The following is a 13,960-nucleotide window of genomic DNA, read 5'->3' on the forward strand; positions in this document are numbered from 1 at the left end:
GCTAATCATGACCATACCTTCGGGCTCGCTCAGAAAGACGTTGCCCGCTGCGTCCAGGAACGGCACGTTCTGCTTGATCAGGCGGCCGGGCGAGTTGCGGCTCGACGTAAGGAGCGACCAGCATGAGCCGGCGGTAGAGCGAATGTGGCTCCATCGCAGAAGACCGGCTTTCCGCAAGAAGAGTGTTTGCCATCTCCGCCAGTCCCAGCCGGGTCGTGACGAGCGTAGGCATTTCGAATTTCCGTCCGGCAAGGTCGAAAGAGATCGACGCGTCGCTATACGAAACATGCTTGCGAGCAGGCGTTGCCCTGAAAATGCCGGTAGAGCGCCCAAAGGCGTCGCATGCGTCGGCGAGCACCTGGGCTTCAAGAAAGGAATTGGCGGCACGCGGCATAAATTTGCATGTGTACGATTTTTTAGCAGCGCATCATAAAATCGTACATATCAAAAAAATCGTACAAATCCGGGCTGCGGCTGAAGGCATCGTGGTCTGCCCGTTCCTTGCAAGAGTCAGGCACGGGCTGGATTACTGTTAAAGTCCGGACCTTCTGTTAGACGCCTTCCCATCATGCGCACCACCCGAGCCATCCACGCCGTCGAGCGGCTAAAAGCCCGCAGCGGCAATCCGCAGTTCGCCGCGATCAGCCTGTCCGGCGGCCTGTTCTATCTGGTCGACAAATCGAGCGGCACGGACAAAAAAGTCTCCGATCCGCTGACGCTCGATGACTTCGTCAAATTCGTCGACGCTTTCGGTCCACCCAAGCCGCGCAAGGCGAGCAAGCTGGACATCGCGTTCGAAGAGCAGATCAAGAAGAGCAAGGGCAGCTAGGCAGCGTTCATCTGATTTAATGATGAAACATACCGGCTCCATGCCCCGGACAAGCGCTAAATCCCTCAGCATCGCGCCACAACCAACCCACCCAGTCGAAGGGCCAGAAGGCATTCAACACGCTGATCAAACAAATTGAAAAGCGGCGTGCCGCTTTGCGCGCGCATGGGAGGAGTCGGCGCTGGCTTTCCAGCAGAAGTACGTGAATGAACTGCTGCAGCTGACGCAGAAGATGCAACAGTTGCGTGCGCAGATCGCACACCTTCTCGACGAGCAGAGCAACCAGAAACGCATCACGCAGACCGAGCGGCGTAAACCTTCGGGAGGGTCAATACGCGAAACCGATCTCCACTTTCTTCAGTCCACCTCATCGCGCCGCACCCGGCTTGGCGCGGATTGAACGGCGTCGCCCAAAAATCCGTTCAGCCGATGAGCACACAGTCCATGTCCTCCAAACGTGGTGACTTCGCTGGACCAACGTGACAAAGCCCGGGCGCCTACTCCGTTACCACCACACCAGAAACGCGCAAAGCAAACTGACCTGGAGCGCCGGCGAACGCGAAGTTCAGCTGGCGTGCAGCCTACGCCTGCGTGGATGGAGCGGTCGATCGCGGGCGGCCTCGTTTTGCTTTCCGGAGAATCAATATGTATGTCTCTAGCGCAACTACTCATACTCCCATTTCAACGTCCGATGACAAGGATGACCAGAATTTGAAGCTGAACGACGACGACAGTCCCGAAGGCGGCGATGCCGTCACGCAACAGCAACTGTCAAACGGATCGCCCGGCGCCGGGCGGCGATCGTTGACTGGCGGCGAGAGACAGCCAAACGCCAACCGTGCCCGACCATCCCCGTCCCCGTCGACGCTCGGGCACCTCGGCATCACCCAGCCGGCCACGACCCAGCCCCGCGCGCCCGTAACAGGCGGCCCAGCCATTTCGTCAGTGGAGGCAGGACATCTGGTCGACGGTTACGAGAACAGTACGAACCATCCGGACGACAGCAAGAACGCCACCGCGCTCGCGGATCTGCAGGGCGGCGGTCTGCGCGGCATGCCTCAGGACGCGGTGCAGTTCGACCAGCAGGTAACCATGCTCCTGCAGAAAATCGCTGCGCTTCCCCAGCAAGCGCGCGAGCGATACCTCGGCATGGCGGCGGCAGCGATCGACGCATACGAACACGCGACCTCTGCCAGCGATCGCCAGAAGATTGCCAGTGCGCTCACGACGTGCGTGCGAGAGCCGGTGGATGCGGCATACCAGCAGGTGATGAACGATCCGGCGCAACGGGTGAAGCTGGAGTTCACGCCGCCCTACGGGTCGCAGTATCTGGGCGCTGCGGGAAAGCAGCAGGTCGCGCTGCTCAGGCTCCTGGGTCAACAATTCGAGCAGGCGAAAACACCCGCGGAACGCGAGGCGCTTTTCCGGCAGGCGGCCGGGATCCGTCAGACGATGCAACAGCAGATAGCAAGCGCTATTACGCGGGCGCATGCGCAGACTGATGCGCAGTGGGCCGAGGCCGACAGGGAGTTGGATCTGGCGCTAAAGGAAGCAAGCGGGCTGCAGGGTGATGATCAGGAGACTGGCAGGATGTCGTTTGCCCGGCTTCAGAAATTTGCCGAAAAGGCATTTACCTCACCGCGCAACGCACAGGAATTTCTTTACCGGATGCAGCACGATCCCAAGCATTTCCAGGCCCTCAACAACTGGTACAAAGATGCGGCTCAAAAGAGCGCATGGGCGAGTGCCCAGCTGCCGTACTTTGCCCGGATGACCACCCCTGACTATGCGTTGCGGGACGGTGTAAAGCCGCCGCAGCCGCCACAGGATTTCACAAACATCCATGCCGATGATCTGCCGATGGGAAACTTCGCAGGGGCTCTGCTGTACCGCTACCAGACGGCATACATGGGTATCGGCGAGAACTCCACGATGTATGGCGCGGTCCGTCAGGGCGGCCCGTTGGAAAAGGCAGTTGTGGATGCGCACATGCCTCCCAGGCCGAAGTGGCTGCAGCAGGCTGAGGACGTGATTGGCCGGATCACGGTTGGGCTCGTGCCGGGCGTGAATCTGTTTACGGACTATCTCGTTCCCGCCGACTCGCTAACGCCCGAGGAGAAACTGGGTATCGACCTGTTCACCAATGTGCTTGGCGGAATAGCCGGGGAAGCGAAGATTCCAGGGGGACGGGTGGGCGGGAAAATCGGGGCTGGGGAAATCGAGGGTGGGAAGGGCGGCTCCGAAATGCATCCCGGTGGCGAGGGCGAAGTTGGCCCGGGTGCGGGCAAGACGGGGGAGAGCAACGGCAAGCCGTCGGGCACGGACGGCGGCGGTGGCGTGGACGGCCTCGGCCACCCGGCAGCGGGGCAGGCGTCACACGCCGGGCCAGATGGCGCCCGAGGGGTACCGGACGTGCCCGACACTTACCTGAGCAAGCCGGCAGGCGAGCTGACGCCGGACCCGCAATTCCGCGGCATCTATCGTGACAGCAAGGGCCGGGGCTTTATCCAGCAGGGCGACAAGACGTACGCAGTGGCCTACGACCGTGACAATGGAACGTGGAGAGTGCAGTCGCCGGAAGGCGGCACGAAGCCGTCATATGCGGTGCGGCTGAACAGCGACGGGAACTGGGAAGTGAATACGGATACCGGGCTGAAGGGTGGAGCCCCGTCGAAGTACACAGACGAGCTGGGGCGGCAGGTCTACACGGACTACGACACCGGTCTCAGTTATAGCGAGATCGCAAAAAAACGGGGTATATCGGAAAGTAGCGCTCAAAAATACTACACAAAGTATGCAGATGATCACGGATTGCCGAAAATAGAGATAACTTCCAGCGAGCAAAAGCTCGGGACCACTTGGGGAAGACCCATTTATGAGCAGTTGGAAGCCGGAGTGCCGCTGCAAGTGCTCGCCGATAAGTTGACAAATGGAAATATCTCCGTGGCCTACCGTGGCGCGATGCGCTATGCGACCGAAACGGGGAAGCCCAAACAAATAATTGAGCAGGCCCGCGCGCGCGCGGCCGCCGGTGGCGCCGGACGAGCGGCAGATCCGACGGCGCCGACCGAACCCGCGCCGCAGCCCACCGTCGAGCCAATGACCCGGCAACAGTATGATCAGATCCTCGAGCTCTACGACGAAGGCCACTTATCCCCCCAACAGATTGCGCAACAGACCGGAGTGCCCGAGTCTTCGGTCAAGGACGTCGAGCATGGTTACGGCTACTGGTCGCCGTCGAAGCAGGCCTATGTTGAGCCTATCTCCGACCCGGAGAATCCTGAGCCGCCGGCCAAGCGACAGCGCGTGGAGCCGTCCGCGTCGTCGCCCGCAGCCGGACCCTCGTCTTCTCCCGTCGCGGGACCATCCGGTGCCGGTGAGGCAGGCGGTGCGGCCACGGTCCCGGGTTGGGGGCGTGCGGAAATGCGCCAATTCGTAAGCGGTGACGATCAAATCGCGAACAACATGCAACCGCGTGTGCGCGATGCCATCTTGAACTGGCTGGACGGCAACGAGCCGGCTCCGGAGGGGTTACAGCAGGAAATGATCGACGACGGTTTCGGACAGTTGACGCCAGATCTGGTGCGCCGGTACTTCAACGGTGAAACACTCGCCAACAGCCAGATGGCTGATATCGAGCGGTGGCTGGGTATTTGATCTGCCAACACCCGGCGATAATGTGCGCGATGCACAGACGTCGCTTCACTTTCCTGAAGACCGTTTTCCTTGCGTGCTTGAGTTTGTCGCTCCGGTAGGAGACGCGAGTTCAAGCACGCGCCGATGATGCTCGGCAAGGGCCTTGTCGATTCGCCATTCGCGTTGCCTGGCTCGCTCTTTCTGTTTGTCATCCGTGCTTTCCACTTGCTTCGGGAGAGGGTGACTTCGCCATCGCTTCACTTTAGTCGAGACAATGTTTGTGAATCACGCATGTCACGCATTCAGCGTCAAGCGGGTTTTATCTCCCGCCACTGCCCATCCGCCGCACTACTCGCGAGCATCGCCTCGATAAATCGCAGCCCCGCCACGCCATCCTCCACCGTCGTCAGCAACAGGCTCTCGGTAGGCAGCGCGCGCCCCGCGTCCAACGCTTCGATCTGCAACGCCGCGTCTTTGTACAACTGCGCGAACGCTTCCAGATAACCTTCAGGATGCCCCGACGGCACGCGCGTCGCGTGGGCCGCGATCGCGCTCTTCACGCGCCCTCGTGTCAGGCGCTCCGCCGCGCCGCCCAACGGCGTGAACCACAATTCATTCGGATGTTCCTGATCGAAGCTCAGGCTGGCTTTCGTCCCATACACTCGCAAACGCAAAGCGTTTTCCGCGCCGCTCGCCACCTGGCTCGCCCACAACATGCCGCGCGCGCCGTTCGGATAACGCAGCATCGCCTGCACGTGATCGTCGATCCGGCGCCCCGGCACGAACGTATGCACTTCCGCCGCGAGTGCATGCGGCGTCATACCCGTGATGAATGCAGCAAGGTGATACGCATGCGTGCCGATATCGCCGAGACATCCCGCTGGCCCCGCTAAGGCCGGATCGGTGCGCCAACCCGCCTGCTTGTTCGTGCCGCTCGTTTCGATCGGCTCCGCCAGCCAGTCCTGCGCGTATTCGACCTGCACGACGCGTATTTCGCCCAACTCACCGCGTTCGATCAACTCGCGGGCATGACGCACCAGCGGATAGCCGGAGTAGGTATGCGTCAACGCAAACAGCTTGTTCTTCTCGCGAGCCAGTTTCGCCAGCGCCTCGCCTTCCGCCAGCGAAATCGCCAGCGGCTTGTCGCACACGATGTGAATGCCGGCTTCGAGAAACGCCGTCGCGACCGGCGCGTGCAGATGATTCGGTGTGACGATCGCTACCGCGTCGATGCCGTCGTCGCGCGCGGCTTCGGCGCGCGCCATCTCGCGCCAGTCCGCATAGCTGCGCGCGATTCCCGCCTCATCGGCGCTCGCCTGCGCGCGCTGCGGATCGGACGACAACGCGCCCGCCACCAGTTCGAACCGATCGTCGAGCCGTGCCGCGATCCGATGCACCGCGCCGATGAACGCGCCCTGCCCGCCGCCGACCATCCCCAGCCTGAGCCTTCGTTGTGGCATCGCCGTTACTCCTTCGCGGTATGGCCGCGCACCTTAAATGCCGAGCACACGCTTTAACTGCGCGGCGTCCACGCCGCTGCCGGCGAAATCATCGAACGCATGCTCGGCCACGCGGATGATGTGCCGCTGAATAAACTCCGCGCCCTCGCGCGAGCCGTCGTGCGGATGCTTGAGCGCGCACTCCCATTCGAGCACGGCCCAGCCGGGGAAATCGTATTGCGCCATCTTCGAGAAGATCGCTCCGAAATCGATCTGGCCATCGCCGAGCGATCTGAAGCGCCCCGCCCGCTCGACCCATCCGCTATAGCCGCCGTACACGCCCTGCTTGCCGTTCGGACGAAACTCCGCGTCCTTCACATGGAAAGCCTTGATACGCTCGTGATAGATGTCGATGAACGCAAGGTAGTCGAGCTGCTGCAAAACGAAATGGCTCGGATCGTACAGAATGTTCGCGCGCGCGTGCTGCTTCACTGCATCGAGAAACCGCTCGAAGGTCACGCCGTCGTGCAGGTCTTCACCGGGATGCAGTTCGTAGCACACGTCGACGCCCGCCGCGTCGAACGCATCGAGAATCGGCGTCCAGCGGCGCGCGAGTTCGTCGAACGCGGCTTCGACCAAACCTGCGGGACGCTGCGGCCACGGGTACAAATACGGCCACGCTAGCGCCCCTGAAAACGACACGTGCGTGGTCAGTCCCAAACGCTGCGAAGCCTTCGCCGCAAGCTTCATCTGCTCGATCGCCCACTGCGTGCGCGCGGCCGGATCGCCGCGCACATGCGGCGCGGCAAAGCCGTCGAACAACGCGTCATAGGCCGGATGCACGGCGACGAGCTGCCCTTGCAGATGCGTCGAGAGTTCGGTGATCGTCACGCCCGCGTCGTCCACGATCTCGCGCAACCCGTCGCAATACGTCTGGCTCGCCGCCGCCTTCTCGAGATCGATCAGGCGGCTGTCGCACGGCACCTGAATCCCCTTGAAGCCGAGACCCGCGGCCCACTCGGCGAGATGCGCGAGGTTGTCGAACGGCACCTCGTCGCCCATGAACTGGGCGAGAAAGATCGCCGGCCCTTTGATGGTTTTCATCGTACGGTTCCTCGAACGAGGGCGCGCTCGCTGTGCCACCCACTGCACGACATCAGGCAGCGCGCCCCGGATGCTCAGGTCAGAACGGCGAGTCCGGGAAATAGAACTGCTGCGCGTTTTCCTTCGTGATCAGCACCGACGGAATGATCGTGGTGGCCGGCAGCTTGTCGCCCTTCAGACGCGCTTCGGCAGTGAGCTTGATAGCGTCGTAGATGAACTTCGGCGAGTACGACACGTCGGCCTTGATCATCGGCGCGCCGTCCATAACGTTCTTCACCATGCCCTTCGAGCCCGCGCCGCCGAACACGATCTTGATGTCGGTGCGCTTGGCCTGCTCGATCGCCTTGATCACGCCGACGGCCATGTCGTCGTCGGCGGCCCAGACGGCGTCGATATGCTTGAAGCGCGTCAGGTAATCCTGCATGACCTTGAAGGCGTCGTCGCGATTCCAGTTCGCGTACTTCGCATCGAGAATCTTGATGTTCGGATACGCCTTTAACACGCCGGTAAACGCGGTCCAGCGTTCGTTGTCGAGCGTCGTCGGAATGCCTCGCAGCGCGACGACATCGCCCTTGCCGCCCAGCTCCTTCGCCAGAAACTCGGCCGGAATCTTGCCGAACGCGGTGTTGTCGCCCGCCACGTACGCATCCTGCGCGCTGGTGTCGGTCAGGCCGCGATCCACCACCGTCACGTACACGCCCTTCTTCTTCACCTGCGCGACCGGTTGCGTGAGCGAGGCCGATTCAAACGGGAAGATCACGAGCGCATTGATCTTGTTGACCGTCACAAGATCCTGCAACTGGTTGGCCTGCTCAGGAGCGCCGGCCGCGGTCTTCACGATCACCTTCAGATCGGGATGCGCCTTCTCCAGATCGGTCTTGGCCTTGTTCGCCCACCAGACGATGCCGCCCGTGAAGCCGTGGTCGGCCGTCGGAATCGCAACGCCCAATGTGACTTTTTCATCGGCGCGCGCAATGTTCGCCGTGCCCAGTATCCCCAACGCCAGCATGCCGGCGCCGACCGCTCGAATGACCTGCTTCATGGTTGTGTCTCCTTGTGTGAGGCGTTCGTGCGCCCCGATTCTCAACTCGCCGTGATTGCAAAATTCAAGGCGCAATATGAAGCGCCACCGCTACCGCCGTCCACGTTGTACGAACGCGACGAAGATAATCACTACGCCCTGCACCGCCGCGTTCAGATACACGCTGATGATGCTGGTCAGATTCAGAATATTGGCGATCACCGAAAGCAGGATCGCGCCGATCACCGTGCCGATCACGCGCCCTTCGCCACCCTTGAGCGCGGTGCCGCCGACCACCACCGAAGCGATCGCTTCGAGTTCCCATAGCAAACCGGTCGTCGGCGTGGCCGAGCCGAGTCGCGGCACGTACAGCACGGTGGCGACTCCCACGCAGATGCCGAGCAGCACATAGGTGACGATCTTCACGGTGTCGACGCGAATCGCCGCGTAACGCGCGACCTGTTCGTTCGAGCCGATCGCCTGCACGTGGCGGCCGAATGCCGTGCGGTTGAGAATCAACGCGCCACCGGCCGCGACCACGAGAAACACCCAGATCGGCACCGGCACGCCGAACAGGCTCGCGTAATACACCGGGCCGTACAGATCGGATAACGAATTATCCAAAGTCAGCGCGCCGCCATCGGCTAGCCAGGTCAGCACCGCGCGAAAGATGCCCAACGTGCCGAGCGTGACGATGAACGGCTCGATGCGTCCTTTGGTGATCAGCAAGCCGTGCGCGCAGCCGAACAGGCCGCCGAGCATCAGCGCGCCCACGATGCCGAGCGTGAGAATCATCAGCGGCGGAAACGCGTGTCCGCCGACGCCCGCCGCGAGTCCGTTCATCAGCCAGATCATGCTGCCCGCGATCAGCGCCGCCATCGAGCCAACCGACAGATCGATGCCGCCCGAAATGATCACGAAGGTCATGCCGACCGCGATGATGCCGATGAACGAGGTGCGCGTGAGCACGTTCATCATGTTGTCGACGGTGGCGAAATCGCGGTTGAGCAGCGTACCGATCACGCACAGCGCGATCAGTCCGACGAGCGGCCCGAGCGCATACAGTCGATGCGCGAAGCGCAACGCGCGGCCGGATTGCACGGCTTCAGTGGGTGCCGGTCGCATGGGCGATCAACTCCTCTTCGGTCAGATGTTCGAGCGTGAGCGTGGCTTGCAGGCGTCCCGCGCGCATCACGGCGACGCGGTGGCACAGTCCGATCAGCTCGATCAGTTCGGATGAAATGACGATCACCGCGCGGCCCTGCGCGGCGAGACGATGAATCAGAAAATAGATGTCGCGTTTCGCGCCGACATCGACGCCGCGCGTCGGTTCGTCGAGCACGATCACGTTCGGATCGGGCTGCAGGTATTTGGCGAGCGCGAGCTTCTGCTGATTGCCGCCGGACAGCATGCGCGCGCGGCTCGACAGGTCGCCCGTGCGGATGCCGAATTCGCTCACGGCTTTGGTCAACGCGGCGCGCCCCGCTTTCATGTCGAGCAATGGATGTGCGTAACGTTCGAGCGTCATCAGCGTGACGTTGTCCTGCAGGCTCAGGTTCACGTGCAGGCCTTTGCCCTTGCGGTCCTCGCTGAGATACGTGATGCCGTGGCGCATCGCGTCGCGCGGGCTTTTCAGATCGGCGGGACGGCCGGCGACTTCAATGCGGCCCGCCGTGCGCTTGCGTAGACCGATGATCGCTTCGAACGCTTCGGTGCGGCCCGCGCCTACCAGACCCGCGAAACCGAGCACTTCGCCGGCGCGTACGTCGAAGCTCAGGTCATCGACCCAATCCGGCACAGCCAGGCCTTCCACCTTCAACGCGAGCGGCGCGTCGGCGGACACGGTGATCTTGTCGGGAAACATGTCCGAGAGCTCGCGCCCGACCATCAGGTTCGCCATCTGCTGTCGCGCGAGTCCCGAAGTTTCGCCGCGCGCGACGAAGCGGCCGTCGCGCATCACGATCACTTCGTCGGTGATGCGCTCCACCTCGTCCAGCTTGTGCGAGATGTAGATGATGGTCACGCCGTCGGCCTTGAGCTTCGCCATCAGCGTGAAGAGGCGCTCAGTCTCGGACGGCGTGAGCGTCGCGGTGGGTTCGTCCATGATGAGCAGCCGCGCGCGTCGGGACAGCGCCTTCGCGATCTCCACCATCTGCTTTTCCGCGACGATCAATTCGCGCACCTTCGTGTCCGGCGCTTTTTCCAGCCCGACTTGTGCGAGAAAACGCGCGGCTTCGGTGTTCATCGCGGCATCGTCGACAAACCAGCCGCGCTTTTTTTCATGACCGAGATACATGTTCTGCGCGATCGTCAGGTGCTCGGCGAGATTGAACTCCTGGTGGATCAGCACGATGCCTTGCGCTTCGGCGTCGCGCGATCCGATGAATTGGTGCGCTTGCCCATCGACCAGCAAAGTGCCCGAGGTTGCGGTCTCGTAGCCGGCGAGGATCTTCATCAGCGTGGATTTGCCCGCGCCGTTCTCGCCGAGCAAACCGTAGATGCGTCCCGGCGCCAGCTCGAAGCTGACGCCGTGCAGCACGCGCACCGGGCCGAAGTCTTTGCGGATGTCGTCGAAACGGATCGCGAGACTCATGGTTCAGGCGCTCCCGCGAATCACGAGCCGATGCGGCAGCAGCACGCCCGGCACGTTCGCCAACGGATTGGCGAGCCGCTGCAGCAACAGACGCGCGGCGGTTTCGCCCAGCTCGCGCATGGGCTGCGCGATGGTGGTGAGCGGCGGATCGATCTGCGCGGCGAGCGAGATGTCGTCGAAGCCGACCACCGCGATGTCGTCCGGCACGCGCTTGCCGACGCTGCGCAAGCCGTGGATCACGCCGATGGCCAAAGTATCGGAGACCGCGAAGATCGCGCCCGGCGCCTGCGGCTGATTCATTAGCGTGGCGGCGGCCGACGCGCCCGCTTCATAGTCGAGGCTGTTCAGGTTCATGCGCCAGCGTTCGTCCGGCGTGATGCCCGCTGCGGTCAATGCGTCCAGATAGCCCTGCTGACGCTGCCGTGCGTACAGGTAATCGACATCGGAATTGATAAGGCCGATACGACGGTGGCCGCGCGCGAGCAGATGGCGGACGGCGTCGCCCGCGGCGCGGTAGTTGTCGATGCCGACATACGGCACGCCCATCTCCGGATCGAACTCGCAGCACGCGACCCATGGCAGCGCGCTGGAGGCTTCGCCCAGCGCCTGCTGGATGGTGGCCGGGTCGAGACAGATCGCGCCGTCCGCGCGGCGCCGCCGCAGCAGATCGAAGTAGCTGCGCTCGCGGCCCGGATCGGCGCCGGTATCGCACAGCAGCATGAAGTAGCCATGTTGACGCGCCACGCTGTCGATGCCGCGCACGATCTCCGCGTAAAAGGGGTTGCCGACGTCCGGAACCATGGTCAGCAGCAGGCGGCTTTCGGCGGTGCGGAGGTTACGCGCGAGTTCGTTGACGCGGTAGCCGCTCGCATCGACGGCGGCCAGCACCTTGTCGCGCGTGGCCGGCCGCACGTTCTCGTGGCCATTCAACACACGCGACACCGTCGCCACCGAGACGCCCGCCTGCTCAGCTACGCCGGCAATCGACATACCTTCGGCCGCGCCGCGCAATGGCGCGACGCCGGGCTGGGGACGCGCCGCGGACACCGCTGCGGGAGCCTTCCTGGACGACGATCTGGACAAGTGAACTCGCCTCGAAAATGTAATCGATTACATTCTTGAGCGATGGACGCGGGAAGCGCAAGGAAAGATCGCTAGGGATTAACACGGGGGCGTGCGCGGACGGGCACCGCCACCTTTCGTCTCGCGATGGCGCCGCACCCTGCCCGCGAGGGCGCGGATCGTCACCGTCATTTGGTACAATCCCGCAGTTACCCTGACGGGCCTTGCGTGCTGAGTTGCGCGAGCAAGACCGGCGGTCAGTGGCTGAAAGCAAAACGCAGCAAACCCCGCAAAACTCGCCAAACCATACAGCCGAACCCACCATGAACATCGAGCAAGCGCGTTTCAACATGATCGAACAGCAGATCCGCCCCTGGGAAGTGCTCGACCAGGACGTGCTGAATCTGCTTTCGATCGTCAAGCGTGAAAACTTCGTCCCCACCGCGTATCGCGAGCTGGCCTTCGTCGACTTCGAAGTTCCGCTGCCGGCCGGCCAGCACATGCTGGCGCCGCGTATCGAAGCGCGCGTGCTGCAGGAACTGGCGGTGAAGAAGCACGAAAGCGTGCTGGAAATCGGCGCGGGCTCGGGTTACATGGCCGCGTTGCTCGCGCACCGCGCTCAGCACGTGCTGACGGTCGACATCGAACCGGAACTGGCGGAACTGGCGAAGAGCAACCTGATCGCCAACGGCGTGCTGAACGCCGAAGTCGCCACCGGCGACGCCGCGCGCGGCTGGGCCGGCGCTGCGCCGTACGACGTGATCTGCGTGTCGGGCGGCCTGCCGGTGCTGCCGCAAGAAATGCTCGACCATCTGAAGATCGGCGGCCGCCTGGCGGCGTTCGTCGGCACCGCGCCGGTCATGAAGGCGCAGGTCATCACGCGTATCGACGAGAAGCAATACCGCATTGCCGACGTGTTCGAAACGTATGTCGAGCCGCTCATCAACGCCGTGCAGCCGTCGCGTTTCAAGTTCTGATTCACACGATCCGGACGGCCGGCAGCGCTGGCGTCCTCTGAACCGGATGTTCCGCTGATGCAAAATCTGACCGCTCCGGCGCTCGCCGAATGGCTTGCCGACACTTCTCGTACCGCGCCCGTGCTGCTCGACGTGCGCGAGCCGTGGGAAATCCAGACGGCGTCGATCGCCGGCGCCGTGTTGATCCCAATGCGTGAGATTCCCGCGCGCAGCGAAGAACTCGACGACGACGCGCAAATCGTCTGCGTCTGCCATCACGGCGCGCGCAGCGCCCAGGTCGCGATGTTCCTCGAGTCGCGCGGCCATACCAACGTCTTCAATCTGCAAGGCGGGATCGACGCGTGGTCGCGTCAGGTCGATCCGTCCGTTCCGACTTACTGATCGTACGGGCCGCAGTGACGCGCCAGCGGGAGCCGGTCCTCACGGCCCCTCTGGCGCCTGGCCTCGCGCTTCACGTACTAGCCGCGTAGGCCGTCGTCGGCTTTTCCCAGTTCTACGACGCAGCGCTCTTCAAAGACGCGCTGTTGTAAAGCGCGCGCCTCGCTCGTGGCCGACCGCGAGAACTACCGCTCGCGCCACACTCCTGCCGTAGGTCTCGGCATCGCTCACCGCGAGCCTTCAGAGCACCGGTTTCAGCGGCGGCTTGCCATCTTCCTACGGCTCAACCAAGCCCCCCTTCTGCAGAACGCTAACGGCTGGCTTTCATTGCGCCGCTTCACGCACTCGCTTCCGAAATTTCATACGGTTTCCTGAGCACCGCACAGGCACCATGCTTCCGACCGTTTTGGGGAGCCGTGTGATGAGATTTTTGAAGTCCGCGATGTTGGCCGCAACCTTGTTGCCGCTCGCATCGCATGCAACCTTGGGTGGTGCGCCAAGCAGCGGTGCGGCCTCGCCCGCCACGCTACGCGCTACGTCGCAATTCGCCGCCGCGACACCCACCGTTCAGCCGACGAACAGCGCGCCCTACTCCATGCGCCAATCGGTCGACGCCAACGGCGTCACCATCCGCGAATACGTGCTGCCCGCGAACATCGTGTTCGCGGTCAAGTGGAACGGACCGATCCGTCCAGACATGACGGCGCTGCTCGGCAGCTACTTCCCCAATTTCGTCAACGCCGGGCAAAACCGCGCGACCGGCACGGGGCCGCTGATCGACGGCAACGACGACTTTCGTATCGAGTCCGCTGGCCGCGTGGGGCGCTTCAGCGGTATGGCCTGGCTACCTCGCCTGATGCCCGCAGGCCTGCGTCCGGGCGATCTGAAATAAGAACGACGTCGAGCCATGAAAAAACGGAA

The 13,960-nt window shown here is 63.0% G+C and carries 13 protein-coding genes; 6 read left to right on the forward strand and 7 right to left on the reverse strand.

Annotation, left to right across the window (positions count from 1 at the left end; genetic code table 11):
* Position 1: 1 nt before the first annotated feature.
* A complete protein-coding gene (locus PQR54_RS26215) occupies positions 2-394 on the reverse strand; it encodes a hypothetical protein (protein WP_408250757.1) in 393 nt (130 codons plus the stop codon).
* A gap of 174 nt (positions 395-568) precedes the next feature.
* Between PQR54_RS26215 and PQR54_RS26220 the strand changes: the two genes are divergently transcribed.
* The 3 genes from PQR54_RS26220 (at position 569) to PQR54_RS26230 (ending at position 4,486) form a co-directional block, all read left to right on the forward strand.
* Positions 569-829, forward strand: a complete 261-nt coding sequence (locus PQR54_RS26220) for a hypothetical protein (RefSeq protein WP_408250759.1) — start codon at positions 569-571, stop codon at positions 827-829.
* A gap of 202 nt (positions 830-1,031) precedes the next feature.
* Complete coding sequence (locus PQR54_RS26225) at positions 1,032-1,229, forward strand: hypothetical protein (RefSeq protein ID WP_408250761.1); 198 nt, start codon at positions 1,032-1,034, stop codon at positions 1,227-1,229.
* Positions 1,230-1,474: 245 nt separating this feature from the next.
* Positions 1,475-4,486 carry a hypothetical protein gene (locus PQR54_RS26230; protein WP_408250763.1) on the forward strand — a complete coding sequence of 1,004 codons (3,012 nt, stop codon included), beginning with the start codon at positions 1,475-1,477 and terminating at the stop codon, positions 4,484-4,486.
* A 287-nt stretch (positions 4,487-4,773) separates the two neighbouring features.
* Here the strand turns inward: PQR54_RS26230 and PQR54_RS26235 are convergent, their stop codons facing one another.
* From PQR54_RS26235 to PQR54_RS26260, 6 genes are all read right to left on the reverse strand, one after another.
* Positions 4,774-5,925, reverse strand: a complete 1,152-nt coding sequence (locus PQR54_RS26235) for a Gfo/Idh/MocA family protein (protein ID WP_408250765.1) — start codon at positions 5,923-5,925, stop codon at positions 4,774-4,776.
* A 33-nt stretch (positions 5,926-5,958) separates the two neighbouring features.
* Positions 5,959-7,008: a sugar phosphate isomerase/epimerase family protein gene (locus PQR54_RS26240; protein WP_408250767.1), complete on the reverse strand. Its 1,050-nt coding sequence runs from the start codon at positions 7,006-7,008 to the stop codon at positions 5,959-5,961.
* Between the two features lie 79 nt (positions 7,009-7,087).
* Positions 7,088-8,050, reverse strand: coding sequence for a substrate-binding domain-containing protein (locus PQR54_RS26245; protein WP_408250769.1), 963 nt, complete (start codon positions 8,048-8,050; stop codon positions 7,088-7,090).
* A gap of 90 nt (positions 8,051-8,140) precedes the next feature.
* The gene (locus PQR54_RS26250) at positions 8,141-9,154 is read right to left on the reverse strand and encodes an ABC transporter permease (RefSeq protein WP_408250771.1); all 1,014 of its coding nucleotides are present in this window, start codon (positions 9,152-9,154) and stop codon (positions 8,141-8,143) included.
* Positions 9,135-10,622, reverse strand: coding sequence for a sugar ABC transporter ATP-binding protein (locus tag PQR54_RS26255; protein ID WP_408250773.1), 1,488 nt, complete (start codon positions 10,620-10,622; stop codon positions 9,135-9,137). Before PQR54_RS26255 ends, PQR54_RS26250 begins: the two co-directional genes overlap by 20 nt.
* A 3-nt stretch (positions 10,623-10,625) precedes the next feature.
* Positions 10,626-11,705, reverse strand: a complete 1,080-nt coding sequence (locus PQR54_RS26260) for a LacI family DNA-binding transcriptional regulator (protein ID WP_408250775.1) — start codon at positions 11,703-11,705, stop codon at positions 10,626-10,628.
* A gap of 302 nt (positions 11,706-12,007) precedes the next feature.
* Between PQR54_RS26260 and PQR54_RS26265 the strand changes: the two genes are divergently transcribed.
* The 3 genes from PQR54_RS26265 (at position 12,008) to PQR54_RS26275 (ending at position 13,931) form a co-directional block, all read left to right on the forward strand.
* The gene (locus PQR54_RS26265; RefSeq protein WP_134456908.1) at positions 12,008-12,661 is read left to right on the forward strand and encodes a protein-L-isoaspartate O-methyltransferase family protein; all 654 of its coding nucleotides are present in this window, start codon (positions 12,008-12,010) and stop codon (positions 12,659-12,661) included.
* A 57-nt stretch (positions 12,662-12,718) separates the two neighbouring features.
* Positions 12,719-13,042, forward strand: coding sequence for a rhodanese-like domain-containing protein (locus PQR54_RS26270; RefSeq protein WP_408250777.1), 324 nt, complete (start codon positions 12,719-12,721; stop codon positions 13,040-13,042).
* 418 nt (positions 13,043-13,460) lie between these two features.
* Positions 13,461-13,931, forward strand: coding sequence for a DUF2844 domain-containing protein (locus PQR54_RS26275; RefSeq protein ID WP_408250779.1), 471 nt, complete (start codon positions 13,461-13,463; stop codon positions 13,929-13,931).
* Positions 13,932-13,960: the final 29 nt, after the last annotated feature.

It is taken from the genome of Paraburkholderia phytofirmans (assembly GCF_046028095.1).
Taxonomy (GTDB): domain Bacteria; phylum Pseudomonadota; class Gammaproteobacteria; order Burkholderiales; family Burkholderiaceae; genus Paraburkholderia; species Paraburkholderia phytofirmans_A.